This is a genomic window from Actinomyces graevenitzii C83 (assembly GCF_000239695.1).
Taxonomy (GTDB): domain Bacteria; phylum Actinomycetota; class Actinomycetes; order Actinomycetales; family Actinomycetaceae; genus Actinomyces; species Actinomyces graevenitzii.
On sequence record NZ_JH470338.1, the window covers coordinates 123007 to 148720 of the forward strand.

The 25714-nt window shown below is 59.1% G+C and carries 23 protein-coding genes, 3 tRNA genes and 1 pseudogene; 16 read left to right on the forward strand and 11 right to left on the reverse strand.

Annotated features, from left to right (window positions below; all coding sequences use genetic code 11):
* The first annotated feature begins 3 nt into the window (after nt 1-3).
* From HMPREF0045_RS00555 to HMPREF0045_RS00580, 6 genes are all read left to right on the forward strand, one after another.
* Nucleotides 4-2127: a dipeptide/oligopeptide/nickel ABC transporter permease/ATP-binding protein gene (locus HMPREF0045_RS00555; RefSeq protein ID WP_005984495.1), complete on the forward strand. Its 2124-nt coding sequence runs from the start codon at nt 4-6 to the stop codon at nt 2125-2127.
* The gene (locus HMPREF0045_RS00560; RefSeq protein ID WP_005984497.1) at nt 2127-2963 is read left to right on the forward strand and encodes an ATP-binding cassette domain-containing protein; all 837 of its coding nucleotides are present in this window, start codon (nt 2127-2129) and stop codon (nt 2961-2963) included. Before HMPREF0045_RS00555 ends, HMPREF0045_RS00560 begins: the two co-directional genes overlap by 1 nt.
* A gap of 53 nt (nt 2964-3016) precedes the next feature.
* A complete protein-coding gene (locus HMPREF0045_RS00565; protein WP_005984499.1) occupies nt 3017-3937 on the forward strand; it encodes a dihydrodipicolinate synthase family protein in 921 nt (306 codons plus the stop codon).
* A gap of 87 nt (nt 3938-4024) precedes the next feature.
* Entirely contained in the window at nt 4025-4987 is a 963-nt protein-coding gene (locus tag HMPREF0045_RS00570) for an ROK family protein (RefSeq protein WP_005984501.1), read from the forward strand.
* A gap of 13 nt (nt 4988-5000) precedes the next feature.
* Nucleotides 5001-5684: an N-acetylmannosamine-6-phosphate 2-epimerase gene (locus HMPREF0045_RS00575; protein ID WP_005984503.1), complete on the forward strand. Its 684-nt coding sequence runs from the start codon at nt 5001-5003 to the stop codon at nt 5682-5684.
* Nucleotides 5685-5830: 146 nt separating this feature from the next.
* Nucleotides 5831-6115 (forward strand): HU family DNA-binding protein, encoded by a 285-nt coding sequence (locus tag HMPREF0045_RS00580; RefSeq protein ID WP_005984505.1) that lies wholly within the window; start codon nt 5831-5833, stop codon nt 6113-6115.
* Between the two features lie 142 nt (nt 6116-6257).
* Here HMPREF0045_RS00580 and HMPREF0045_RS11135 read toward each other — a convergent pair whose 3' ends face one another.
* Complete coding sequence (locus tag HMPREF0045_RS11135) at nt 6258-6380, reverse strand: hypothetical protein (RefSeq protein WP_269146524.1); 123 nt, start codon at nt 6378-6380, stop codon at nt 6258-6260.
* Nucleotides 6381-6528: 148 nt separating this feature from the next.
* Between HMPREF0045_RS11135 and HMPREF0045_RS00585 the strand changes: the two genes are divergently transcribed.
* The 5 genes from HMPREF0045_RS00585 to HMPREF0045_RS00605 all read left to right on the forward strand — a co-directional run bounded on the left by HMPREF0045_RS00585 (nt 6529) and on the right by HMPREF0045_RS00605 (nt 12702).
* A complete protein-coding gene (locus HMPREF0045_RS00585; protein ID WP_005984507.1) occupies nt 6529-7326 on the forward strand; it encodes an ABC transporter ATP-binding protein in 798 nt (265 codons plus the stop codon).
* Entirely contained in the window at nt 7302-8936 is a 1635-nt protein-coding gene (locus HMPREF0045_RS00590; protein WP_005984509.1) for a hypothetical protein, read from the forward strand. The genes HMPREF0045_RS00585 and HMPREF0045_RS00590 overlap by 25 nt, the downstream gene beginning before the upstream one ends.
* A 159-nt stretch (nt 8937-9095) precedes the next feature.
* Nucleotides 9096-9830: a glucosamine-6-phosphate deaminase gene (gene nagB / locus HMPREF0045_RS00595; protein ID WP_005984510.1), complete on the forward strand. Its 735-nt coding sequence runs from the start codon at nt 9096-9098 to the stop codon at nt 9828-9830.
* A 387-nt stretch (nt 9831-10217) separates the two neighbouring features.
* Nucleotides 10218-10544, forward strand: a complete 327-nt coding sequence (locus tag HMPREF0045_RS00600; protein WP_034479494.1) for a DUF3039 domain-containing protein — start codon at nt 10218-10220, stop codon at nt 10542-10544.
* A gap of 442 nt (nt 10545-10986) precedes the next feature.
* Nucleotides 10987-12702 carry a DEAD/DEAH box helicase gene (locus HMPREF0045_RS00605; protein ID WP_005984515.1) on the forward strand — a complete coding sequence of 572 codons (1716 nt, stop codon included), beginning with the start codon at nt 10987-10989 and terminating at the stop codon, nt 12700-12702.
* A gap of 120 nt (nt 12703-12822) precedes the next feature.
* Here the strand turns inward: HMPREF0045_RS00605 and HMPREF0045_RS00610 are convergent, their stop codons facing one another.
* The gene (locus HMPREF0045_RS00610) at nt 12823-14175 is read right to left on the reverse strand and encodes a nicotinate phosphoribosyltransferase (RefSeq protein ID WP_005984518.1); all 1353 of its coding nucleotides are present in this window, start codon (nt 14173-14175) and stop codon (nt 12823-12825) included.
* 257 nt (nt 14176-14432) lie between these two features.
* On the opposite strand from HMPREF0045_RS00610, the pseudogene murI reads away from it, so the two are divergent.
* A pseudogene (gene murI, locus HMPREF0045_RS11175) lies at nt 14433-15095 on the forward strand (glutamate racemase); the annotation flags it as partial.
* Between the two features lie 443 nt (nt 15096-15538).
* Entirely contained in the window at nt 15539-16447 is a 909-nt protein-coding gene (locus tag HMPREF0045_RS00620; protein WP_005984522.1) for an MBL fold metallo-hydrolase, read from the forward strand.
* 169 nt (nt 16448-16616) lie between these two features.
* On the opposite strand, the gene rdgB is transcribed toward HMPREF0045_RS00620, so the two are convergent.
* From rdgB to HMPREF0045_RS00650, 7 genes are all read right to left on the reverse strand, one after another.
* On the reverse strand, nt 16617-17276 hold the full coding sequence (gene rdgB / locus HMPREF0045_RS00625) for an RdgB/HAM1 family non-canonical purine NTP pyrophosphatase (protein ID WP_005984524.1): 660 nt from the start codon (nt 17274-17276) through the stop codon (nt 16617-16619).
* Between the two features lies 1 nt (nt 17277).
* Nucleotides 17278-18054: a ribonuclease PH gene (rph, locus tag HMPREF0045_RS00630; RefSeq protein WP_005984526.1), complete on the reverse strand. Its 777-nt coding sequence runs from the start codon at nt 18052-18054 to the stop codon at nt 17278-17280.
* A gap of 59 nt (nt 18055-18113) precedes the next feature.
* Nucleotides 18114-18194: transfer RNA gene (locus HMPREF0045_RS00635), tRNA-Leu, on the reverse strand.
* Nucleotides 18195-18250: 56 nt separating this feature from the next.
* Complete coding sequence (gene bcp, locus HMPREF0045_RS00640; RefSeq protein WP_005984528.1) at nt 18251-18727, reverse strand: thioredoxin-dependent thiol peroxidase; 477 nt, start codon at nt 18725-18727, stop codon at nt 18251-18253.
* Between the two features lie 23 nt (nt 18728-18750).
* Nucleotides 18751-18888: a hypothetical protein gene (locus HMPREF0045_RS10630; protein WP_005984530.1), complete on the reverse strand. Its 138-nt coding sequence runs from the start codon at nt 18886-18888 to the stop codon at nt 18751-18753.
* A gap of 196 nt (nt 18889-19084) precedes the next feature.
* Nucleotides 19085-19160 (reverse strand) — tRNA-Lys (locus HMPREF0045_RS00645).
* 28 nt (nt 19161-19188) lie between these two features.
* A tRNA-Lys gene (locus HMPREF0045_RS00650) sits at nt 19189-19261 on the reverse strand.
* A gap of 173 nt (nt 19262-19434) precedes the next feature.
* Here HMPREF0045_RS00650 and HMPREF0045_RS00655 point away from each other — a divergent pair.
* Both HMPREF0045_RS00655 and HMPREF0045_RS00660 read left to right on the forward strand, forming a co-directional pair.
* Nucleotides 19435-20355, forward strand: a complete 921-nt coding sequence (locus HMPREF0045_RS00655) for an ATP-grasp domain-containing protein (protein ID WP_005984532.1) — start codon at nt 19435-19437, stop codon at nt 20353-20355.
* A gap of 157 nt (nt 20356-20512) precedes the next feature.
* On the forward strand, nt 20513-20905 hold the full coding sequence (locus HMPREF0045_RS00660) for a YccF domain-containing protein (RefSeq protein WP_040315829.1): 393 nt from the start codon (nt 20513-20515) through the stop codon (nt 20903-20905).
* Nucleotides 20906-21025: 120 nt separating this feature from the next.
* Here the strand turns inward: HMPREF0045_RS00660 and ybaK are convergent, their stop codons facing one another.
* Together ybaK and HMPREF0045_RS00670 are read right to left on the reverse strand one after the other, a co-directional pair.
* Entirely contained in the window at nt 21026-21520 is a 495-nt protein-coding gene (gene ybaK, locus HMPREF0045_RS00665) for a Cys-tRNA(Pro) deacylase (protein WP_005984536.1), read from the reverse strand.
* Nucleotides 21520-24174: a DEAD/DEAH box helicase gene (locus tag HMPREF0045_RS00670; RefSeq protein WP_005984538.1), complete on the reverse strand. Its 2655-nt coding sequence runs from the start codon at nt 24172-24174 to the stop codon at nt 21520-21522. Before HMPREF0045_RS00670 ends, ybaK begins: the two co-directional genes overlap by 1 nt.
* 66 nt (nt 24175-24240) lie before the next feature.
* Between HMPREF0045_RS00670 and HMPREF0045_RS00675 the strand changes: the two genes are divergently transcribed.
* Complete coding sequence (locus HMPREF0045_RS00675) at nt 24241-25686, forward strand: alanine/glycine:cation symporter family protein (RefSeq protein WP_005984540.1); 1446 nt, start codon at nt 24241-24243, stop codon at nt 25684-25686.
* Nucleotides 25687-25714 lie beyond the last annotated feature (28 nt).

The window sequence follows — 25714 nt, forward strand, 5'->3', positions numbered from 1 at the left end:
GTGATGCGCCACCAAAAGAAACTAGACAAGGTAACTGCCCCTGCGGCGCGCTTCCAAGGATGGAAAGCCATGCCGCTGGGAAGCAAAATCGCGTTAGTGGTTCTGGTAGCGCTCGCGCTCATGGCCATATTCGCCCCTGAACTTGCTCCCTTCAAACCCGGCCAAAGCAGCCTGACCAGCGTAGAGGAAGTAGTAACCCTCGACGACGGCACCGAAACCCACATCACCAGCCAGGCTGCCCCGCCTGGAGGCGAGTTCATCTTCGGGACCGACGGCTCAGGTCGCGACGTGTTCTCCCGCATCATCTATGGCGCGCGAGTATCACTGGTAGTAGGTATCTCCGCTACCGCCCTGGCCCTGGCTGTGGCCGTAGTGCTCGGCGCTATCGCCGCCACCGGCCGCAAATGGATCGCCGAAGCCCTGATGCGCACCCTGGACGTAATCATGTCCTTCCCCGGGATTGCGCTGGCGGCCGTGCTGGTGCTGGCGCTTAGCGCCACGCTACCCACACTGCCAGTGGTGGTGGTGTCCATTGCGGTTTTGTATGTGCCACAGTTAACCCGTGTAGTGCGAGCCAACATCATCTCCCAGTTCGGAGAAGACTATGTGGCTGCCTCCAAGGTAATGGGTGCCTCGGTACCCTGGATCTTGTTCAAGCACGTAGCTCGCAACTGCATCGCCCCGATCATGGTTTTCGCCACCGTCTTGGTGGCAGACGCGATCGTATTTGAGGCCTCACTAAGCTTCATGGGCGCAGGCATCAAAGCCACCAACACACCTACCTGGGGCAACATGCTCTCTGAAGGTAAGGGCCTGCTGCTCAAGGGTAACTGGTGGGTGACTTTCTTCCCCGGTCTGTTCATCTTGATCACCACCTTGTGCCTAAACGTTTTGTCTGAAGGTCTAACTGACGCTATGGCCGCGCCGCGCATCCGTTCGCGCGCCGACGTCGAAGCTGACGAAGCCGCCCTGGAAGAAGTCGCTGGCGAAGGTCACGGCAAGAATGGTGAGCTGGTGACCGAAAAGAGCATTTTCGAGTCCTCCTACCCCGAGATTCGCCGTCCTGAGGTGCAAGAGCACGTATCTCTAAGCGAGCGCCTAAACCAGCTGCGCGACTCTGAGCTCAAGCGCCGCGACCGCCTGGTTTACGCCACTCCCGAACAGGAGCCAGTGCTGGAGGTTAAAAACCTGTCCATTGCCTTCCCCGCCCAGCACGGTGACGTCAACATTGTTGACAACGTCTCCTTCTCGGTGCGCCCGGGTGAAACCATGGGTCTGGTGGGTGAATCCGGTTGCGGTAAGTCCATCTCCTCCATGGCGGTTATGGGCCTGCTCCCGCCCAGCGCCCGCATCAGCGGTGAAATCCTGTTCAAGGGCAAGAACATCTTGGAGATGACCCCGCAGCAGCACAATGACCTGCGTGGCCACGAAATGAGCATGATCTACCAGGACGCGCTCAGCTCGCTTAACCCCTCCATGCTGATCAAGGCCCAGATGAAGCAGCTAACTCGACGCGGGGGCACCCGCAGCGCTGAGGAACTGCTGGAACTGGTGGGTCTAGACCCGGTGCGTACCCTGCAAAGCTACCCGCACGAGCTTTCCGGCGGTCAGCGTCAGCGCGTACTGATTGCTATGGCCCTAACCCGCGACCCCTCGCTGGTGATCGCTGACGAGCCCACCACCGCCCTGGACGTGACCGTGCAAAAGCAGGTGGTTGACCTGCTCAACAAGCTGCGTGAAGAGCTCGGCTTCGCAATGGTCTTCGTCTCTCACGACCTGGCGCTGGTGGCCAAGCTGGCCCACCGCATCACGGTTATGTACGCCGGCCAGGTGGTTGAGCAGGCTGAAACCATGGAGCTGCTAACCAACCCCACCCACGAATACACCCGTGGCCTGCTAGGTGCGGTGCTCTCCATTGAGGCTGGCTCCAACCGTCTGCACCAGGTGCGCGGCACCGTGCCCTCGCCGCGTGAGTTTGTCGACGGCGACCGTTTCGCCCCGCGCTCTAGCCACCCCGAGGTTGGGCTACACACCCGCCCTGTACTTAAGCCGGTTGATGGCAACCCCAACCACGTATTTGCTATCACCCCTGAGCTTGAGGCGCTGCTGAAGAAAGAGGCAAAGTGATGAGCCAGGCATGGGACCCCAAAGATCCGGTAGTTGAACTACGCAACGTCAACGTCATCCACAAGTCACGTACCGGCGGGCTTTTCCACCCTGACACGGTGCACGCGGTTAACGACGTTTCGTTAACTGTCAGCCGTGGCCAAACCCTGGGAATCGTGGGTGAATCTGGTTGTGGTAAATCCACCACCGCCCGCGTAATGGTGGGTTTGCAGCCCATCACCAGCGGTGAGGTGCTGTTCAAGGGCCGCAAGCTCACCCACTCCAAGGCTGACCGACGCGATCTGGGACGCTCCATTTCGGTAGTGTTCCAGGATCCGGCCACCGCCTTGAACCCGCGCATGATCGTGCACGACACCCTAATTGACCCGCTTAACGTACACGGCATTGGTTCACCCAAGGACCGCGAGGCGCGCGTACGTGAGCTGCTGGCACTGGTTGGTTTGCCGCTAAGTGCCCTGGATGTGTTGCCGCGCCAAATCTCCGGCGGTCAGCGTCAGCGTGTGGCTATTGCCCGTGCGCTGGCTTTGGACCCCGACATTATCGTGGCCGATGAGCCCACCAGTGCTTTGGACGTGTCGGTGCGCGCCCAGGTGCTCAACCTATTGCAGGATCTAAAAGCCTCGCTGGGTTTGGGCCTGGTTTTCATCTCCCACGACATCAACACGGTGCGCTATGTATCTGACCGTATTGCAGTTATGTACTACGGCAAGATCATTGAAGAAAACACCACCCAGGAAATCTTTGCTCACCCCAAAGATGCCTACACCCGCAAGCTGCTTTCGGCTGTGCCTTCGCTTTTGAATGACGCGGGGCCTAAGGCGTCCCCGGCGGCCTAAGCACAGCTAAAAGAATCAGATAATTTCCACTAAAAAGAATCGCAGGAACAATCATGGATAAGCGTTTCACCGGTATGATCCCGCCGGTCGTAACCCCCTTCACCGCTGAAGGCGAAGTTGACCTAGAAGCCCTAGACCGCGTCATTGAGCACCTGATCGAGGGAGGCATGAACGGCCTGTTCATCCTCGGCTCTTCCGGCGAGGTGGCCTACCTAAACGACGCCCAGCGCGACGCCGTCACTGCTCGCACCGTAGCCACCGCTGCCGGCCGCGTGCCGGTGCTGGTGGGTGCCATTGAAACCACCGCCAAGCGCGTCATTGACCGGGCCCTGCGCGCCCAGGAGCTAGGCGCCGACGCGATTGTGGCCGCCGGCCCCTTCTACGCCCTGCCCAGCGCCGCTGAAGTAGCCGACCACTTCCGCGCCATCCACGCCGCCATTGACCTGCCCCTGTTCGCCTACGACGTGCCCGTGCGTCTAGGTGGCCTAAAGCTTGGCCGCGACATGCTGGTTGAGCTGGGTAAGGAAGGCGTAATCGTAGGTGTTAAGGACTCCTCTGGCGACGACGTCGGCTTCCGTCGCCTGGTGGCTGCCAACGAGGCCGCCGGTCACCCCCTAAGCCTGCTAACCGGCCACGAGTGCGTGGTTGACGGCATGTTGCTGCTAGGTGCCGACGGCGCCGTACCCGGCTACGGCAACGTAGACCCCCGTTCCTACGCGCAGCTGCTTGAAGCCGCGCGTGCCCACGAGTGGGACAAGGCCCGCGAGATCCAGGACCGTATCTGCGCAGGCTTCGAGATCGTGTTCGCGGTTAAGGGCCAGGGTGCTGACGGCACCGGTATCCCCGCGTTCAAGACTGCCATGGAGGCTGTAGGCGTACTAGACAATGCCTACATGGCTCCGCCGGTTAAGGCGCTAGAAGGCGAAAACCGTCAGCGCGTGATCGACATTGTGCACGCCGTGGGTCTGGCCTAGTTAAGGCCTGCGTATGGCCGGACCTGATTTATTTGGGTCCGGCCATTTGCGTAACTGCCGGTAGCTGCGCCGGATAGAAGGAAAATCATGCAAAAACTTGTTGTGGGAATTGACTTAGGCGGCACCAAAATGGCTGGCGCCCTGGTTGATAGTGCGGGCAACCTAGTTGGCCCCATCCTTAAAGTACCTACCCCCGCCCATGACGGGCGCGCGGCCATGCTTGACGCTATCGCCGAGCTGGCGGGCAAAGTTATTGCTGCGGGAACCGCCAACAGCGGTGAATGGACCATTGCCGGGGTGGGGATCGGCACGGCTGGGGTAGTGGATGTAACCAGCGGCTCTATCGTGGCCTCCACCGACGCCATCAGTGAATGGGCCGGCACCCAGGTGCGTGAAGGGGTAGGTCAGCGCCTTAAAGAAGCTGGCTACAACGTGCCCATCCACGTTGAAAACGATGTGGACGCTCACGCCGGCGGGGAAGCTTGGTTGGGAGCTGGACGCGGGGCCCGCTGCGCCATTGTGGTGGCCGTGGGCACGGGCGTAGGCGGCGCCGTCGTAATTGACGGGCAAACCTGGCGCGGCACCCACCACCTAGCCGGGGACCTGGGCCACTTCCCAGCCGTTGGGGCGCAAGGCGAGCCGTGCACCTGCGGGCGCTTTGGTCACCTCGAAGCCGTCAGCGCCGGCCCCCAAATTTACCGGCGTTACCTGGCCCTGGGGGGAGACGCGCAGGTCAGCGGCACCCGCGAGCTGGAAACTCGGGCTGAAGCCGGCGATGAGCTAGCCGCGCAGGTTTACCGCGACTCGGCCCAGGCACTAGCAAACGTGCTGGTGGGGCTGGCTTACACGCTTGACCCTGACTGCATCATTATTTCGGGCGGCCTAGCTAACGCCGGCAAGTGCTGGTGGGGCCCGCTGCAGGAAACCTTTAAGGCCCAGCTCAGTGGGCCGCTGGAAAATCTAGAACTCGTAAGCGCCCAGCTGGGCTCCACCGCCCCCATTGTGGGGGCCGCGCGCGGAGCCTGGCAGCTAATTAACGCAGCTAATTAACTAGGAGAAAATTGTGACTAACGTAATTGAGCAGATCAAAGGCGGTTTGATCGCCTCGGCGCAGGCTTACCCGGGTGAGCCTATGCGTGACCCGCGCACTATGGACCAGATCGCCCAGGCTTGCGTGCTGGGTGGGGCCGTGGCTATCCGCGCCCAGGGGCTAGCTGACCTGGCCCTTATCAACCAGCACGTGGATGTGCCCGTGATTGGTTTGTGGAAAGACGGTCACGACGGCGTCTTTATCACCCCCACGCTCACTCACGCTGTGGCTGTGGCCGCCACCGGCAGCCAGATTGTGGCTATTGACGGCACCCGCCGCCCGCGTCCCGATGGGCGCAGCTTCGCCCAGACGGTAAGCGAACTAAAGGCTGCTTTCCCGCAGGTGCTGGTGATGGCCGACTGCGGTAGCGTCGATGACGCTAAGGCCTCCCAGGATGGGGGAGCGGACCTAGTGGGCACCACCCTAGCGGGTTACACCGGTGAGCGGCCCAAGACTGAAGGGCCCGACTGGGAGGTGATTGAGCAGGTGCTAAACATTGCGCAGGTGCCTGTTATCGCCGAAGGACGCATTCACACTCCCGCTCACGCCGCCCAGGCGATCCAAATGGGGGTCCACGCAGTGGTGGTTGGAACCGCCATTACCCACCCCACCAGCATCACTTCATGGTTTGTAGGTGCTGTAAAAAACGTGCAATAAGCCTGCGATCGTGTTCTAATAAGGACATATAAGCGTATATTCTCAATCGCATGGCGTGTAGAAGGTGACAGATTAGCGCAATATGCGTACCGTTTGTCATACGAGACGCCGCCGGCGAATCCCTACCATTCCGGATGGAGAACACTATGTCCGTCAACCGCACTGAGCTGATTGCTGCAATTGCCGAGCGCGCTAACCTGACCAAGACCGAGGCCGAGGCTTTCCTGTCTGCTTTCCAGGACGTCTTGGTTGAGAACGTTGCTAAGGGTGAAGCCGTGAAGATCACCGGCCTAATGGGTATCGAGCGTGTTGAGCGCGCGGCCCGCACCGGCCGTAACCCCCGTACCGGTGAGGAAATCCAGATTCCCGCTGGTTACGGCGTTAAGCTAACCGTCGGCTCCACCTTGAAGAAGGCTGTAGCCAACAACTGATTGCGCCCAGGCGCAGTTAACACAGGGCAGCACCCGCGCAGTGCTGTCCTGTTTTGCTTTTACGGCCCGGCTATTTTCTTCGCTGGCGGAGCGCCGGAGCTGGCTGCGGCCGGCTGCGCTGGCAGCGGCGACGGCGCGCGGGCTAGCTGCGTAGCGTCAGGGCTTGCACGTGGCTGCGGGCGGCTGCGGCGCGGGCGCCGGCTTTAAAGGGGCGACGGCGTACTTTGTTAGCCCCTATGACGCGCGCTAACGCCGCCTTAGTCATGTGTTAGCACCCGGTTAAAGCCCCCGCTGCCTACCCAGGCTTTTGGCCCGGCAAATGTCCTGCAATGGGCCTTAAAAGACCTATAGGGGACCTGAATTCATCCCAGCGAATGAGGCCCCAGCAGCCTAAACGTGTTCAAAATTGCTTTATGAGCACAGCCACCCCTCCCAGCAACCCCACCCAGAGCCCAAACGCCCTGGATATGGTGGGTTTGGTTAAAGTTTTTGGATCCAAGGTAGCGGTCGATAACCTTTACTTATCAATCCCTACGGGATCTATTTACGGCGTCGTCGGCCCTAACGGGGCGGGCAAAACCACCACCTTGTCAATGACCACGGGCCTACTAACCCCAGATCACGGCAAAGCCTACGTTTTAGGCGTAGATGTGTGGGCGCAACCCCGCCGGGCCAAAGGACTACTAGGGGTGCTGCCAGACGGGCTACGCACTTTTGACCGCCTTAGCGGCGCAGAACTGCTCACCTATTGCGGCCTGCTGCGCGGCATGGAGCGTGAACAGGTGCTTAAACGCACCCAGCAGCTTCTATTGGCCCTGGGCCTAGCCGACACCGGCAACAAGCTGGTGGCCGACTACAGCGCAGGTATGCGCAAAAAAATCAACCTAGCCTGCGCCCTCATCCACGCCCCCAGCGTGCTGGTGCTAGATGAGCCTTTCGAAGCGGTAGACCCGGTTTCAGCCCAAGCCATTATCCAGATCCTGCACGAGTTTGTCTCACGCGGGGGCACCGTTGTGCTTTCCAGCCACGTGATGGATACGGTGGCCAAGCTGTGCACACATGTGGCCGTAATCAACGCCGGGCGAGTAGTGGCCTGCGGGACAGTGGCGCAGGTGGCTGACGGCATGGACCTCAATGAGCGTTTCGTGCAGCTAGTGGGCGGACCCATGCAACACGAGGAGATGACATGGTTGCAACCCTCGTCAAACTAAGGTGGCGCCTAACCATTAATAGCCTGCGCGGCGTCTGGTGGAAAATCCTGCTTGAAGCCTGGCTATTTCTAAACCTATTTGCATTTTTAGCTTTTGCTATTGGCGGCCTAATTGCTTTAGGTATGCTGGGCTGGCGCTACACCCCGCAGGTTTTAAGTGTACTAGTAACCCTAACTGTTACTGGCTGGCTTATTTTCCCGCTACTAATAACCGGTGCAGATAACTCTTTAGAGCCGCGCCAATTACGCCTCTGGGTAGTACCTTCACGTAAATTAGCAGCCGGGTTAATTGTGGCCGCCGGGGCTGGTGGGCCAGGAATTATTACCGGCCTGGTGCTACTAACCACGGTTATTACCTGGCTGTCACACGGCAGCGTAGTGGCAGCAGCATTTGCCCTAGTCAATATGGTGCTAGCCTGGCTAACTGCAGTGATCGGCTCTAGGTGGCTGGTTACTGCGGCCGCGCTTGGCTATCGACGTCGCAGCCGGGAACTGGTTACCAGCTTTGGCCTATTGCTGATTATTGGTTTAGCGCAGCTACCCAACCTATTTTTTAGTCTGCATTTAGATAGCAGCCTTAGCGGCTGGCTGAAGCTGGCACGCTACAGTCAATACCTGCCTACCGCTTGGGCGGGCGCTGCGCCGGCTCAGGCAGCTAGTGGAAACTACCTGCTAGCAAGTGCCTTTACAGTGTCTAGTGCGCTGCTAGTGGGCTGCCTGTACTGGCTTTGGCAGCGGGCCATGACTAACGCTATGACCGCCGATGTAGCCGCTAATGATAAGGGCGCAGGTAAAAACAGTGAACTTAGTAAAGTGTTTGCTGCGCAAGAATTCTTTACTAAATTCATGCCCTCCCCGGCGGCCACGGTTTGCGCGCGCAGCCTGCGCTATTTAGTGCGTGATTTTAGGCTGCGAATATCATTTATAGCCTGCATTTTTATGATCGTGCTGTTTATGGTGGTGTTTATTGGTCAAGCACAGCGCTCTGGCAGCGTAATTATGGTCTATTTTGCCTCACTGATGATATCCATAGTTATGGGTTTATCTGTGGCAGATGATTTAGCTACTGACTCCACCGCCATTCATACCTCCTTGCTAAGCGGTATTAGCGGCCTGCATGAGCGTCTAGGGCGCTTGGTGGCAACGGCGATCTGGCAGCTGCCGCTGGTATTGGTGGTTAGTCTGATCGCGCCGCTGCTTTCCAATCAGGCCAAACACTTACCCATTTTGCTGGGGCTAAACCTGGCCGTGTGGGGAGTAGTGGTAGGCGTGGCCCAAATTCTGGCAGTGGTTTTCCCCTACCAAACCAACCCGCCTGAAGCTAGCCCGTTTAGTGCCAAAGGCAGCGGGGCTGATGCGCTACTGGCTTCACTAGCTCAGATGGGTTCAATGCTGGCTTCTATGCTGTTGGTAACCCCCACCATTGCCCTGAGCGTTTACTGCGGCGTTAGCGAAAACTTCCAGTTGGCCTGGCTTTGCGTGGTTCTGGGAGTGGTTAACGCGCTGGTTGTGATGGTTGTAGGTGTACGTATGGGCGGCAAGCTGCTAGATGGGCGCTGGGCGCGACTGTTGTTCACCATTTCGCAGTGGCCTGGTCACACTCAAAGCTAGGGTTTGACGACGGCGCTGGCTAATGCGGGCTGTGAGCTTATGTTCACAGCCCGCGAGCATATGACCCTATTCACTTTAATGATAGAAGTTGATTGATTGGGTTATAATTTAATCGAAGTTAATCATCTGATTTCATTCGTTACATCATTGGAGATGGACATGGAAGTTGTTGTTCTACCTGATGCCCAAGCTATCGCTGAGCGCGCCGCAGACGCCATCGAAGCCGTCCTAGTGGCTAAGCCCAACGCGGTTTTGGGTACTGCCACCGGTTCTAGCCCGCTACCGCTCTATGACGAGCTAGTGCGCCGCAACCAAGCAGGCAAGCTATCTTTCAAGGACGTCACCGGCTACATGTTGGACGAATATGTAGGTCTGCCCGTTGACCACTACGAGCGCTACGCCAACTTCATGGAACGCAACCTGCGCTCGCGCACCGACATGGCTCCTGGCGCCCTACACGGCCCTGACGCCCTAAACCCTGACCCGCAGGCCGCCTGTGACGACTATGAGCGCGCCCTGGCTGAGGCTGGTTACGCTGACGTGCAGATTCTAGGTATCGGCTCTGATGGTCACATTGGCTTCAACGAGCCTGGCGGCCCGCTAGACTCGCGTACCCACCTCGATAAGCTCACCGAGCAGACTCGCCGTGACAACTCGCGTTTTTTTGATAACGACATCAACAAGGTGCCCACCATGTGCATTACTCAGGGCCTGGCCACCATCATGGAGGCCCGCAAACTGGTACTGATTGCCACCGGTGAGAACAAGGCTGAAGCCATCAAGCACCTAGTTGAGGGTGAAGTAAGCGAGCAGTGGCCGGCCACGGTAATGCAGCGTCACCCCGACGCCCTGGTGCTGCTAGACGCCGCTGCCGCCTCCAAGCTGAGCAAGTAACGCCGCCATAAGCCACTGAGGGGCGGCACAGCCCGCTTCAGTTGTCGTTCCCCCAGTTATGAAACAGCCGCTGCCCATTTGTTGGTAGCGGCTGCGGCGTTATTTGGGCTAGGCGGCGCCAGGATCTGTGATCGGCCTGACGGCGGCTGTGGCAGGGGAGCGGGGCGGTGCGTTTGGGCGTTGCGGCAGGGGCGACGTCGTAAGTGGGCAAAGCCACTGGTGAGGCTAAGGCAGGCTACAGCCCAGGAAATTTGGCGACTTTTGGGCGCCAGCTAGCCCGAAAAGCTCCCCAACCACCCCTTAAGTCAGGGCCCCTGTAATGACGCCTACACCGCTGAGAGCGTGATGACAAAGGTTAAAGCCCCAAGGGGACATAAAATTACAGCTATGAGTGAGCCTTTGGACCCCATGGAACCCGGCGGTAGCCCCAGCCAGTCAGCTGGGACCGCAGTTTTGGAGCGCGAAGAGCTCCGCTCCACTGACGACGGCGACGCAGACCGCTTCGCCCACTATGTACGTAAAGACAAGATCGCTGCTGCCGCCGCCTCCGGGCGTCCCGTAGTGGCCCTGTGCGGCAAGGTATGGCGCCCTCAGCGTGACCCTTCGGCCTACCCGGTGTGCCCCACCTGCAAGTCAATCTACGAGCAGATGAGCCAGTCCCCAAAAGGTAACGGCCCCAGGCGCCCGCGTTTCCCGTTCGGCGGCCGGGGCTAAAAGCCAAGGCTAAGGCTAAAAGCCAAGGCTAAAACCTGGGCTAAGGCTTGGGGCTAAAACCCGGGGCTGGAAGCCTGGGCTAAAAGCGCCTTCAACTAGAAGCCGCTGACTGCCTCAAAGCTGACTGCCTCAAAACTGTAAACACCAAATCTGCGCGCCGGGGCCTAGCCCCGGGCGTTAGATTTTTGGGCCCAAAATCAGGGCGCAGTGCGCCTTAGTAGGCTCGGGCCGTCAGCGCGCCAAGACCACAGATACGCGGCGCCGGCAGCGCCCCAAAACATAGGACGCGCCGAAAAAAGCAAAACCATTAGCCTCACCACGGTTGGGGGTAGCCTTGTGCAGGCCCCAGCCGCGCTAATGCAGGCCCCAGCAGCGCTAAACGTGGCTAATTTATTGGCTTAATTCATTTATGTGGCTTATTTATGAGAGGGATCGGTAAAAATTGGTTCAATTGCGCCGTTGGCAGCGTGAAGCTTTCGCCACATACATGTCTAGCCAGCCCCAAGACTTCCTGGCGGTAGCCACCCCCGGCGCAGGTAAAACCACTTTCGCGCTGACCTTGGCTAGCGAGCTCATACGCGCTGGTGAGGTACACAAGCTAACCATCGTGGCCCCCACCGAGCACCTCAAATACCAGTGGGCCGCCTCAGCCGCCCGCTGGGGGCTACGCATCGACCCCACCTACTCCAACTCCGGCGGGGGAGCAGGCAGCAACTTCGACGGCGTCGCCCTAACCTACGCGCAGGTAGCCTCCAACCCTAACCTGCACCGCGCCCGCACCAGCGCCAGCCGCACCCTGGTGATCCTAGACGAGGTGCACCACGCCGGAGACGCGCTGAGCTGGGGAGACGCAATCTATGAAGCATTTAGTGGGGCCCGCCGTCGCCTGAGCCTAACCGGTACCCCCTTCCGCAGTGACACCGCCGCCATCCCCTTCGTCACCTACGCCCCCGACAGCAACGGCATCAGGCGCTCACAAGCCGACTACACCTACGGCTACGCTGACGCGCTAGCCGAAAACGTGGTGCGCCCAGTTATTTTCATGTCCTACTCAGGCCAAATGCGTTGGCGCACCAAAGCCGGCGACGAGGTCTCAGCCCGCCTGGGCGAGCCGCTAACCAAAGACCTAGAATCCCAAGCCTGGCGCACCGCCCTAGACCCCACCGGGGAGTGGATCCCCGCCGTCCTGGCCGCAGCTGACCAGCGCCTTAGCGAAATTCGCCGGCAAATTCCTGATGCTGGCGGCCTAGTGATCGCCACCGACCGTGAAAAAGCTCGCGCCTACGCACGCCAACTAGCCGCCATCACCGGCGAAAAACCCACGGTGGTGCTCAGTGACGACAATGGCGCTTCAGAAAAAATCGAGCAGTTCTCCGCCAGCAACCAGCGTTGGATGGTGGCCGTACGCATGGTTTCCGAAGGCGTAGACGTGCCGCGCCTAGCGGTAGGGGTGTACGCCACCTCCACCTCAACCCCACTGTTCTTCGCCCAGGCCATTGGGCGTTTCGTGCGTGCACGCCGGCCTGGAGAAACCGCCAGCGTGTTCCTGCCTTCAGTCACCCCGCTGCTGGCGCTCGCGGCAGAGCTGGAAACTGAGCGCGACCACGCCCTGGATCGGCCCGCTAAAGAAGATGACGTACAAGACCTGTTCGCTAATCCTGAAGATAGGCTAATTGCCGCCGCTAACCGGGAAGAAAAAGCCTCTGACGCGCTACTGCCCGGCTTTGAGGCCATGGATTCCACCGCTGAATTTGACCGGGTACTTTTCGACGGCGGCGAGTTTGGTACCGGCGCCATGGTCGGTAGCGTGGAGGAGCAAGAATTTTTAGGCATCCCAGGTTTGCTCGACGCCGACCAGGTGAGCCAGATTTTAAAGGCCCGCCAGGCTGAGCAGGTTAAAACCCAAAAACGTTCACAGGCCGCCGCCGCCCAGCGGGCAGCTAACGCCGGCATTGAGGATGCCCGCCAGCGTGACGCGGCCCGTAAAGAGCTCAGCAAGCTGGTTTCTAGCTGGGCGCGCCGCTCGGGTCAAAGTCATGGGGCGGTGCACGCTGAGCTGCGTAGAGTCTGCGGGGGCCCAGAGGTGGCACAGGCGACGACGACGCAGATCCGCACTCGGGTCGATACCTTGCGTAAGTGGTTTGTGGGCCGGCGCTAAAACAGCAAGTGGCGGTGGATTTGCATCCACCGCCACTATTTATGCGGGAGCTCAGCTTTAGCGCTCAGCGCTGGCTTTGGCTGGCCTTAGCCCTGGTTGGCCCGGGGGCGCTGGCTTTGCTCAGCCCTGCTTGGTTTCACGTGAATCAAGATCCATGCGGCGGGTAGGAATAGCGATTTCACCTTCGCTCAGGCGCCAGGCCTGGTAGGGCAGCTGGGCGCGGGCGGCACGGTGACGCTCAGCGGCGCGGGTGAGGGCGCCGTCGTCGTAGTGCTCGGGGATGATCTGGCCGTTTTCTACCAGCTGTACCTGCAGCGGGCGGGCCTGGTTGCGTTCCAGCTCAGCCTCGGCAGCCTCGGGGTCAAGGGCGCTGATCAGTAGTTCTTCGGTGGCGGAGCCGTCAATGATCACGCGGCCAGCGGTCTTGCGACCGCCCACACTGGACTTACCGCCACTAGACTTCTTAGCTACCTTTTCCATCTCGCCGGCGCTGTTTTCGCGCTCAACCATCTTGTACACCAGCGCAGCCGTGGGCACGCCAGAGCCGGTAACCAGTTTGGTACCCACACCGTAGATGTCTACCGGGGCCGCACCCAGGGCGGCGATAGCGTATTCATCCAGGTCAGAGGTAACCACAATCTTGGTGTCGGGGCAGCCTAGGGAGTCTAGCTGGGCGCGTACCTTGAAGGCCTCGGCCACCAGGTCACCAGAGTCTAGGCGCACGGCACCTAAAGTGCCCCCAGCGGCCTTGGCTGCGTCAACAGCGCGCTGCACGCCGCGCGCAATGTCGTAGGTGTCAACCAGGATGGTGGTGCCCACGCCCAGAGAGGCAATCTGGGAGTCAAAAGCGGTGCGTTCGTCGTCGTGCAGCAGCGTGAAAGCGTGGGCGGAAGTACCTACGCAACGGATGCCGTAACGCATCCCAGCTTCCAGGTCACTGGTGGAGGTGAAGCCGGAAACCACGGCGGCGCGGGCGGCGGACACGGCGGCGTCCTCGTGAGTACGCCGGGCCCCAAAGTCCATGCAGGGACGGCCGTGGGCGGCGATAGTCATACGTGAGGCGGCTGAGGCCACGGCGCAGTCGTGGTTGAAAATGCTCAGCGCCATGGTCTCAATGATGCAGGCCTGGGCGAAGTCAGATTCAACGGTTAGCAGGGGAGAACCCGGGAAGTAGCATTCACCCTCGCCGTAGCCGTAAATGTTGCCGTCAAAGTGGAAGTTTTCCAGGTAGTTGATCGTGGCCTTGTCAACAATGCCCTGATCGGATAGGAAACGTAGCTGCTCTGGCTCAAAGTGGAAGTTTTCCAGAGCTTCAAGAAAACGCCCGGTGCCGGCAACCACGCCAAAGCGACGTGAAGGGGGCATCGAGCGTCCAAAGATCTCAAACACACTGCGGCGTTTGGCGGTACCATCTGCCAGCGCAGCTTGCAGCATGGTCAATTCATACATGTCGGTCAGAAGTGCCGTACTCATGGCTTAACTTTAGCCACACCTTGAAGGTTTTGCAGTGTCTTGGGGATAACTCCCGATTCCCTAAAGTGCTTTGTGTGGGTGGGCAAAGTGCGAGCTCACAGCGTTTTTGGCGGCGTTGGTAAGGTTTGGCTATGTTGGCGCACGCTTTTGTTCAGGTTTTAACCCGCCGGGCGGTGTCTGTTATCACTGATAAGAAAAGTGCTTATTAAAGCCAGAATCGACTAGGGTCTAATGACGTGAATGACGCACCGATTGGTATTTTTGATTCAGGAGTTGGAGGACTGACGGTAGCGCGTGCAATCCTCGATCAGCTGCCTGGTGAGCGTCTGCTTTACATCGGTGACACCGCGAACAGCCCGTATGGGCCTAAGCCTTTGGAACAAGTGCGTTCTATGGCTTTGAACGTGATGGATGAGCTGGTTGACTCGGGCGTCAAAATGCTGGTTATTGCCTGTAATACCGCCACGGCGGCAGCTTTGGATGAGGCGCGTGAGCGTTACACCAAAGGGATGGGCATTCCGGTTATTGAGGTGATTTCTCCGGCGGCGCGCACGGCGGCAGCTTTGACTCGTTCAGGGCGTGTGGGTGTGATTGCCACGGCAGGAACGGTTAACTCTGGGGCCTACGCGCGGGCTTTGCAGGGTATCCCGGGCTTGAACTTAACTCAGCAGGCTTGTCCGCGTTTTGTGCAGTTGGCTGAGGCTGGGATTACTACCGGCCCGCAGGTGCTGGATGTGGCTAAAGAGTATCTGGAGCCATTGCAGGCGGCGGCGGTGGACACTTTGGTGTTGGGCTGTACGCATTATCCGTTGCTGGCTGGGCCGATTAGTTACGTTATGGGGCGTAATGTGGCTTTGGTTTCTTCTAGCGAGGAGACTGCGAAGGATGTTTATCGTGAGCTAGCTGCCCGCGATTTGCTGCATTCTGACACTCAGGCTGTGGTGGGCTCTGGTGACGACGACGGCGCGGCTGGCACGGGTGTGGCAGGCGGCGTGGCTGGCTCTGCTGCTTTTGGGGCCGACGGCGCGGCTCAAGGCGTTGCGGGTGCTGCGGCTGCGGGCGGCTCTGGCCTGGCCGGTGGCGCGGGCGGTACTAACGCGGTCAAGCAGGTCTCTAGGCAGGGCGGCGCGCAGGGCGCCTCCAGCGGCACGGCAACTAGCAGTGCGGCAGCTAGCGGCAAGGGGGCTAGCAGTGCGACCCCTAGCGGCGAGGCGGCCAGCGGGCACGAGTTTAGGGCTACTGGCGATCCGGTAGCTTTCCAGGTGCTTGCCAAGCGTTTCTTAGGACCAGTGGTGGGTCAGGTACGTCAAGCTCATGCCACCGGTGGCGCGGGCGTGAAGAATTTAGATAGGGAGATTCGCGAGTGAAGCTCACGATTGTAGGTTGCTCAGGCTCGATGTCTGGACGTAAGTCCAGCGCATCAAGCTACCTGGTGCAGGCATGGGGGCCTAACACCAAGTTGCAGTTGCCAGGCACCGAAAAAATGCGGTTAGTGGTTGACGATGAGTTAGCAGCCATAAATTGTGCTGTGGCCCCCGAGGTCACGAACGCACAGCCTGATGCGGGCAATGACCAGCGACTGTGGTCTTTAGTACTTGATTTTGGGCCGGGCTCTATGGGCCAGCTGCTTAACTACCTAGACCCAGCTGATCTGGATGCAATCTGTATTTCGCACTGCCACGCCGACCACATGGTGGATCTGGTAGGTATGCATGTTTATCGCCGCTGGCGCCCTGAGGGCGCGCTAGGGCCGGTGCTGTGTATTGGCCCCAGCACCACCTGTGAGCGTCTGCGTGGGGTCGACGGCGCCGCTAGCTGCGAGGATTACCACACAGAGTTCTCCTTTGTTACCGCCGTACCTGGCCGCTCCACGCAGATTGGCCCGTTCACGGTGACGCCGTTTACGGCCCTACACCCGGTTGAGGCCTACGGTTACCTGGTGCAAGGCCCCAGCGAGGATGACCCCACCAAGCAGGTGACTTTAGCTTTCACCGGCGACACTGACCTGTGTGAAGGCATGAGCCAAATGGTTAGTGGGGGAGTGGACCTGCTACTAGCTGAGGCGGCCTTCGTGGAGGGACGCGATGTGCTACGCGGTATGCACCTAACCGGCTACCGCGCCGGCCAGCTGGCTAGCGAGGCTAACGCCGGGCAGCTGGTGTTGACCCACATCCAGCCTTGGACCTGCCATGATGTGCCTCTAGCTGAAGCGCGCCAGTCTTTCACTGGCCCAGTTTACGACGCCCAGCCTGGACGCAGCTGGAGCCTATAGACGGGCAAATAAACGTAGGCGCTGGGGCGGTTGCCGCCCCAGCGCCTAGTTTTTCCGGTATACATTAGCGCCGCGCTTTAGCTATGTATCAGCGCACCGCGCTTTGGGCACGTATTTAAGGCCAAATCGCCGCGCTTTAACCCTGGTTTAGCTCTGGTTTAGCCTTGGTTTAGAACAGCTGGGCTAGCTGCGGGGCTAGGGCCCGCAGGGCCTGGCCCCGGTGAGAGATAGCGTTCTTCTCAGCGGCGCTCATTTGGGCGCTGGTGCGCCCCTGGCCACCGGGCTCATCCTCCTGGCTGGGCACAAAAATCGGGTCATAGCCAAAGCCGCCCTCACCAATGCTTTGGTGTAGCAGGCGCCCATACATGCGGTGCTCTTCAACCACTACGCGCCCCCTTTGGTCCCCATTTTCGGGCACCACCAGCACTGCTGCGCAGGTAAAGTTAGCGCCCCGGTGCGGGTCTTTTACGTCTGAGAGCTGATCGAGCAGCAGCTGCAAGTTAGCTGCGTCGTCGCCGTGATGACCGCACCAGCGGGCCGAGAAAATCCCCGGCGCCCCACCTAAAACATCCACGCATAGCCCTGAATCGTCGGCCACCGCCGGCAAGCCGGTAGCCTGGGCTAGCGCATTAGCTTTAATGGTGGCGTTGGCGGCAAAAGAAATACCGTCCTCAACCGGTTCGGGCACCTGCAAATCAGCGGCGCTAATAACACTGGCAGGGTCAAAATTGGCGATCGCCTGCGCTAAAATCTCGCGAAACTCTGCCAGCTTGCCCTGATTGTGGGTGGCCAGCACCAGTTTTGCTCCCTGGGGTACAGATACAACCATGTCACAGAGCCAAATCACTAAGGCGAGCTACGCCGTCGTCGGCAGCCAAGGCCGCCCGCTGCAAACGTGCCAAAGTGGCGTTACCCTGGGCCGCTAGCTCCAGCAGAGTGTCCAGCTCAGCGCGGTCAAAGGGGGCGTGCTCAGCGGTGCCCTGAATTTCAATGAACTTACCTGAGCCGGTCATAACCACGTTCATGTCGGTGTCAGCGCGCACATCCTCCTCATAGGGCAGGTCCAGGCAGGGCACGCCATCAATAACACCCACCGAAATAGCCGATAGGGAGTCTGCCAGCACCGGGCGCTTAGCCTTGGCTTTAATCAAACCGCGCTCAGTTCCCCAAGCTACCGCGTCAGCCAAAGCCACATAGGCGCCGGTAATTGCGGCGGTGCGGGTGCCCCCGTCAGCTTGCAGCACGTCACAGTCCAAGGCGATAGTGTTTTCACCCAGCGCACTAATATCAATGATGCCGCGTAGCGAGCGACCAATTAGTCGAGAAATCTCGTGGGTGCGTCCGCCCACCTTGCCGCGCACAGACTCGCGGGCAGAGCGCTCCGAGCCAGCCCGGGGCAGCATGGCGTATTCAGCGGTAACCCAGCCCTCACCAGAATCCTTCTTCCAGCGCGGCACGCCCGCAGTAAAAGAAGCCACACACAGCACTCGGGTGCGGCCAAAGCTAACCAGCACATTACCTTCGCCGTGCTCTAGCCAGTTGCGGGTAATCGTAACCTCGCGCAGCTGGTTGGTGGCGCGTCCATCTTTGCGTACAAAATCGCTCATAAGCCAAGCCTACCGTAGACAAAAAACCGAGCCAGTTAAAAACTGACTCGGTTCAGCGGTGCGCGAGGGGGGACTCGAACCCCCACGCCTAGGGCACTAGAACCTAAATCTAGCGCGTCTACCAATTCCGCCACTCGCGCGTGCCGGATTAGCTTAAAACATTTCCGGCCTCAGACACAAATTATTTTAATGGGGTCTAGCTCACTCCCAGTTCTTTGCGCAGACGCTCCACGTGACCAGTGGCTTTAACGTTGTATTTAGCCAGAGCCACGGTGGCGTCAGGGTTGATAACAAAGGTAGAGCGACGTACGCCCACGCTGACGCGGCCGTAGTTCTTTTTCTCGCCCCATACGCCCCAAGCTTCCATTACCTGGTGATCTGCGTCTGAAAGCAGCGGGAAAGGTAGCTCCTGCTTGGTAGCAAAACGTTTTAGGGCCTCAACCTTGTCTGGGCTGATACCAACTACGCTGTAGCCGGCCTCAGCCCAGGCAGCTGAGGAATCGCGAAAATCGCAGGCCTCTTTAGTGCAGCCAGGAGTGGCTGCCTTGGGGTAGAAATAGACCACAACCCCCTTGGGGGCTTTGGCTAACAGCTGGCTTAGCGACACCAGCTCTCCATCTGCGTTAGGGAGACTGAAAGCCGGGGCTGGGCTGCCAACTTCAAGAGTGGTCATTTATTTCTTCCTGTCTAGATCTTTCAGGCGACTAGTTCGAGTGCTGCACGAGCGGCAGCGAGACGAGCTAGGGCGCGTTCTAGACGGGAGGGGGAGGCCGACTCGGTCAGGGACTCCAGCTCGCTCTGGGCCGCCTGTAGTTCGAGTTCTAAGTTACGCATATTGTCTTCACTCCTTTTCTTCTTCAGCATCCAACAGTCTGACGGGTACGGGTATGTAACCGCCATGAGGGTTGAATATATTCCACACCGGCTAAACCTTGTGGGAATGCAGCAGCTAACAAGAGCTAACTGTTTGGTTTAAAACTGTCACTCGCGCGGTGAGTAATCAGTGTTACCGCAATGGTACATGAACCGGTGGTACACCGCCAGGGACTCGAACCCTGAACCCGCTGATTAAGAGTCAGCTGCTCTGCCAGTTGAGCTAGCGGTGCAAGGAAGCAACCGTATGGTTGAGCTTCGTACACCGCCAGGGACTCGAACCCTGAACCCGCTGATTAAGAGTCAGCTGCTCTGCCAGTTGAGCTAGCGGTGCATTTTTGCTGCGCGTTTAACTTCGCAACGGAGAGAAACTTTATGTGCTTGGTGGGGGGCTTGTCCAGTCGAGAAAGCCCAAAATCGCAGTTTGTAAGCTAACTCACGTTTGTGTGGTGCTTATTGGTGCGTGCATAAGTACTTAGTGGCTTATGCGTGAGGTACGGTTAGGGCGTGTCTAAGCCGATCGTAACTTTGGCGACTTGCGCCGATTTCCCTAACCTTGACGAAGATGACCGCGGCCTACCCCAAGCCCTTTATGAGCGCGGTATCGAGCCGCGCATTGCTGTATGGAACGACCCTGGCGTTGACTGGTCTAAAGCTGGGGTAGTGGTGATGCGCTCGGTGCGTGACTATGCCCGTAAGCGCAACTACGCCAACTTCCTACGCTGGGCTCGCAGCCTTGAACGCCCTCTAAATCACGCCGAGATAGTTGACTGGTTTGGAGACAAGCACTACCTCAAAGACCTGGCCGCCCGAGGCGTGCCGATTATCCCCACCACCTGGCTAGAGCCCTCCGCAAACCTGTCTAAGCACCAGGTACACACCCGTTTCCCTGCCCACGGCGACTTCGTAATCAAGCCGGCCATCTCCTCAGGTGGTCGCGGCACCGGCCGCTACACGGCCACCAGCGCCACCTCACGTTCGGCAGCTATTAACGACACCATGCACCACCTGGCGCGGGGCCGCACCGTAATGATGCAGCGCTACCTAGAGTCCGTAGACCAAACCGGTGAGCTGTCCCTGGTGTACTTCAACGGTGTGCTCTCCCACGCGGTACAGAAAAAGCCCATGCTGCACCCGCGCTTTAAGGCGGTAGATGAAGTCCACGAGGAAATCGTTGAGGCCCGCGAACCCAGCGAAATGGAATGGCTGTGGGGTGAGCGAGTACGCCGCGCCCTACACGCCCAGATTAAGGAGCGCGCCGGGCGTGACATTCAGGTGCTCTTTAACCGCGTAGACGTAGTTAGCGACGGCGCCGGTGGCTTCTACCTGATGGAAGTATCTTTGGTGGACGCCCCGCTGTACCTAAATGCCGCTGAGGGAGCCCTAGAAAACTTCGCCGACGCTATCGCCCAGCGCGTCTTCTGGTAAGCGCCAGCTGACATGCCTGCGTGGTGCGCCCACGCCGCGACGTGCCTAGCTGCCTCTCAACTTAGGCCAGGGCCAGATCAGGGATAAACCAGATCAGGGATAAATCAGGGGACTTTAGGGTCCCTAAAATGCCCCTGACGTGCCTAAAATTGAGGCCGTGAAAACGTTACTAAACCTCATTTGGTTAATTTTTGGTGGCATTTGGCTGTCCCTGGGCTACATCTTCTTCGGCATTATCGCCTGCATTTTGGTGGTAACCCTGCCGGCCGGTGTGGCCTGCTTCAGGATCGCCAACTATGTACTGTGGCCCTTTGGTCGCGAGGTAGTGCCGGCGCCCGGAGCTGGCGCCATGAGCGGCATCTCCAATGTCATTTGGTTCCTGGTAGCTGGAGTGTGGCTGGCTATTGGCCACGTCACCACTGCCCTGGCCCAGGCCATCACCATCATCGGTATCCCGCTGGCAATTGCCAACATCAAGATGATCCCGGTGACCTGCTTCCCCTTCGGCAAGCAGATTGTCTCCTCTGACCAGGTTTACTACCGCAACTGACTAGCCGCCACGCGGCAGTTAGGGGCCACAAAGCAGCCAGGTGGCGCTCGCAGCAATGCCGCGAGCGCCACCTGGCCGGCTCAAGCTCAATAGTGCCGGTGCTACTTAGCTATTGCAGCGCTACTTAGCTACCTCAGCGAAACTAGCTTTTGTTAGCTGCGCTAAAACCTGGGGGTCTAACTCCAAATCCAGTCCGCGCCGCCCGCCGGAGACAAACACTGTCTCATGCGTGGCGGCGCTGGTGTCTATCAGCGTAGGTAGAGCCTTTTTCTGGCCCAGCGGCGAAATGCCGCCCACCACATAGCCGGTGGTGCGCTGGGCCAGGGCTGGATCAGCCAACTCAGCTTTCTTCCACCCCAACTGTTTGGCGATAGCCTTTAAATCCAGGCGGCTGGCCACCGGGATAACCACCACCGCCAGGGCCTTTTCGTGTGAAACCAGCAAAGTTTTAAACACTCGCGCCGGGTCTAGCCCCAGCGCCTGGGCTGCTTCCAGGCCCCAAGCCTGGGCGCGTTCATCATGCTCATAGGTGTGGATCACCGGGGTGATACCGGCTTTTTGTAAAGCTAAAATCGCGCCGGTACCGGCCTCAGAGTGCTTAGATTTTTTAGCCATCAGGCTTCGCCAACTTTCAAAAGATGCAAAATTGCTTTATCTTCACGATCACACTGGGCCACATCCACCAGGAAAACCAGGCGCCAGTCATGGTTATCGTCAGGGTCGTTTAGGATCTGCGTGGCCAGCCAGGCTCGGCCGCTACCAACAAGGGCCTCACGTAGCTTTTCGCTCACCCCAGCCAAAGCTAAAGCGGCGTCGTCGGGATCTTCATCAATTAACGCATACTGCTTAGAGTGAGCCTCAGAGTCGATAGCCAGCCACTCGTAGGCGTCATAGTAGTCATCGAGCAGATTATTAAAACGCTCACTATCCCAAGCTTTAGAGTTAGCCAGGTTCACCAGGCGATCCACATCCTCAGCGGCAATTGCCTCCACATAAGCCCACATGCTCTGACGCACCAAGGTACGCAAGCGGTGCTTATTGCGGCTAAGGGGCACGTGACCGTCGGCGTCGGCACCAAAAGCGCGCTCCGCTGGGGCAGGGTCATTGCGCACCAGCTCCACATTAGAGCCCGCCTGCAGCTGACCTAGGGCCTCCCACTCATCAAGTAGGGACGAGTCTACGCTGCGCACCAACTCGCCCAGCCAGTCAATTAGCTCCACCACCTCATCGGTGCGGTGCTCTTCGGGCACCACCTGGCGCAAAGCCCGGTAAGCGTCAGTTAAATAACGCAGCAGCACACCCTCACTACGGGCCAACTGGTACACCGAAATCAGGTCAGAGAAAGTCATGGCCTTCTCAACCATTTCACGCACCACCGACTTAGGGGCTAACTCATACTCCCTAACCCAAGGGTTGGCCTGGGCGTAAACCCCATAGGCGCCGGCCAGCAGCTCAGCTAAAGGTTGGGGCCAAGTAATAGCCTCCAAAGCCTCCATACGCTCGTCATAATCTAGGCCCTCAGCCTTCATAGCGGCCACCGCCTCACCCCTAGCGGCGCGCTGCTGGGCGTAAAGCAGCGGGCGTGGATCATCCAAAGTGGACTCCACCACCGAGACCACATCCAGGGTGTGCTCAGGGCTGTCCAAGCCCAACAAATCCATTGTGGCCAGGGCAAAAGGCGCCAAAGGTGCGTTGAGGGCAAAATCGTCGGGCAAATCAACCGCCAGGCGCAGACGCGGCAAACCATCAGCTGCGGCCTGGGCGGAAGAAACATGCTCCAGCACCCCGGCTGTGCGCAGCGAACGGTAAATCTCCAGCGCCCGCTTTAAATGTTGGTGGGTGGCCGCCTCACCTTCATGCACCGCCTGTAGCAAATTCCACATGGCCGCCACTGGGTTAGGCCGCTCCATCAGGTTCAAAACCATGGTGGTAGTGACACGGAACTGGCTAGTTAAAGTCTCCGGCGGGGCCGCGACCAGGCGCTCAAAAGTCTTATCAGTCCAGTTCACGCGGCCTTCGGGGGCCTTCTTGCGGGTAATTTTGCGTTTCTTGCGTTCATCATCGCCGGCCTTAGCTAGCGCCGCCGCGTTTTCAATCACATGTTCGGGGGCCTGCACCACCACATAGCCGTGCGTGTCAAAGCCCGCACGCCCCGCGCGCCCAGCGATCTGGTGGAACTCGCGGGCCGTTAAATGCCGCTCCTTGGCGCCGTCGAACTTAACCAAAGACGTAAACACCACGCAGCGGATAGGCACATTAATACCCACCCCCAGCGTGTCTGTGCCGCAAATAACCGGCAGTAAACCCTGCTGCGCTAAACGCTCCACCAGGCGCCGGTAACGCGGCAACATACCCGCATGGTGCACCCCAATACCGGCGCGCAACAGCTTAGAAAGCGTGGCCCCAAAACCCACCCCAAAGCGTTCGCCGGCAATGGCCTGGCTGATCTCATCACGCTGGGCGCGGTCGATTAACTTAGTGCTCAGCAGCGCACTAGCCCGCTCAATAGCCTCACGCTGCGAAAAATGCACCACATAAACCGGGGCCTTGTTCTGCCCAATCAGGCGCTCCAGCAAAGGCCCAATCGCCTCCACGGAATACTCAAAATCGAGGGGGACTGGGCGTACGGCGTCGTCAACCACGGCCACAGAGCGCCCGGTGCGCTCACGCAAATCCTTAACCAGCCACGAAACATCACCCAAAGTGGCGCTTAGCAGCACCATCTGCGCCTGGGGTAGCTCCAGTAGCGGCACCTGCCAAGCCCAGCCACGCTGCGGATCGGCGTAGTAATGGAACTCATCCATCACCACCGTATCCACATCCAGCGCCCGCCCCTGACGCAGCGACTGGTTAGCTAAAATCTCGGCGGTGCAACAAATAATGGGAGCGTCAGGGTTAATCGAAGAATCGCCCGTGACCATTCCCACATTCTGGGCGCCAAATAGGCGGATCAGCTCAAAAAACTTCTCACTAACCAAAGCCTTAAGCGGCGCTGTGTAGTAAGAACGCTCTCCGCGTGCCAAAGAAGTAAAATGCGCCGCCAAAGCAATCATTGACTTGCCTGAGCCCGTGGGCGTGGCGGCAACTACATGCTCGCCCTCCACAATGGCCAGCAAAGACTCCTCTTGATGGGGATACAGCGGGCGGCCGGTACTGTCAGCCCACTGCGTGAAGGCATCATAAAGCTCATCACTGGTGGGAACATAGTCCGGGTCACTCGCCGGTATTAAAGCATCAAGTACGCGATTCAAAGCAGGGGCATGGTCCACACTGGCTATTTTCTCATGTTCGTATATGCTGACACCGCACAAAGACACGGCTGCGAGGAATATCAAATGCAAGCATTAGCCCAAGCCTTACAGAATTTAGGCGATTGGCTCACCCTGCATCTGACCATGTGGATTTTGGTCGGCACCGGCCTTTATCTAACTATCAGGCTACGCGGGGTTCAGTTCAGGCTGCTGCCCGCGATGGTACGTTCCATCCTCTCCTCACGTGCGGGCGCCAGCGGAGGTATCTCCTCCTTCCAGGCCTTCACTATTTCCCTAGCCGCGCGCGTGGGTATCGGCAACGTGTTTGGTGTGGCCGCAGCCCTGATCCTGGGCGGGCCCGGCGCGGTGTTCTGGATGTGGGTAATTGCCCTGGTGGGTATGGCTACCGCTTTTGCTGAAGCCACCTTGGCCCAGATTTTCAAGGTACGCGCCGACGACGGAACTTTCCGCGGCGGCCCGGCCACCTACATGTGGCTGGGTATGGGCTCGCGCAAACTGGGCGTGCTCTTCTCCGTGCTAACCATTGCCACCTGCGGTTTTTCCATCATCATGGTGCAGTCCAACGCCATTAGCGGCATTATTGGCCCCGGCTCTAGCGTTAATGCCTCCAAAGAAGTGACGGCGGCGCTGCTGTTTGTGCTGGCGGCCCCGGTGATTTTGGGTGGTATCCGCTCTGTGGCCCGAGTTACCGAGTGGATGGCCCCCATTATGAGCGTGGTTTACCTGGCTTTGGGCCTGGGGACGCTGGCAGTTAACTATGACCGGGTGCTGCCCGCCCTGGAAATCATTGTGGAATCTGCCTTTGGCCCAGCCCAGTTTGCCGGCGGCGTTACCGGCGGCATTATGGCGGCGCTAATCAACGGCACTAAGCGTGGCCTGTTCTCTAACGAAGCCGGTCAGGGTACCGCCCCTAACGCGGCGGCCACTGCCACCGTGGCTCACCCCATCCAGCAGGGCCTGGTGCAGTCCCTGGGCGTGTTTGTGGACACCATCATTGTGTGCACCATGACCGCCATCGTGATTTTGAGTGCGGGTAGTTCGGTTTACGCCCCCGGCGCGCTAGACCCCAGCCAGGCCGCGAGCCTGACCCAAAAAGCCGTGGTTTCCGCCCTGGGCGGCTGGGCTGAGATTCCCATGGCCCTAATCATTACCGTGCTGGCTTTCTCCTCAGTGCTGGCCGCCGCCTCCTACTCTGAGGTGGCCGTTAACTTCATTAGCCCCAAAAAGGGCGGGCGCATTTTTGTGCGCGTGCTATCGGTGGTTAGCACCGTGCTGGGCGCCCTGGCCACGCTGGAACTGGTGTGGAACTCGGTGGATGTAATGATGGCCATCATGACCGCCACCAACCTGCTGGCCCTGATTTGGCTGGCCAAGTGGGTCTCTGGCGCCCTGCGTGACTGGGAGTCTCAGCGTCGCGACGGCGTCAAAACCCCAGTTTTTGTGGGTAAAAACAACCCCAATTTGCCTGCAGATGTAAAAACGAACGTGTGGGAAACGCCGGCGTCATAACCCTGAAACATAAAGCACTTAGGCTCGC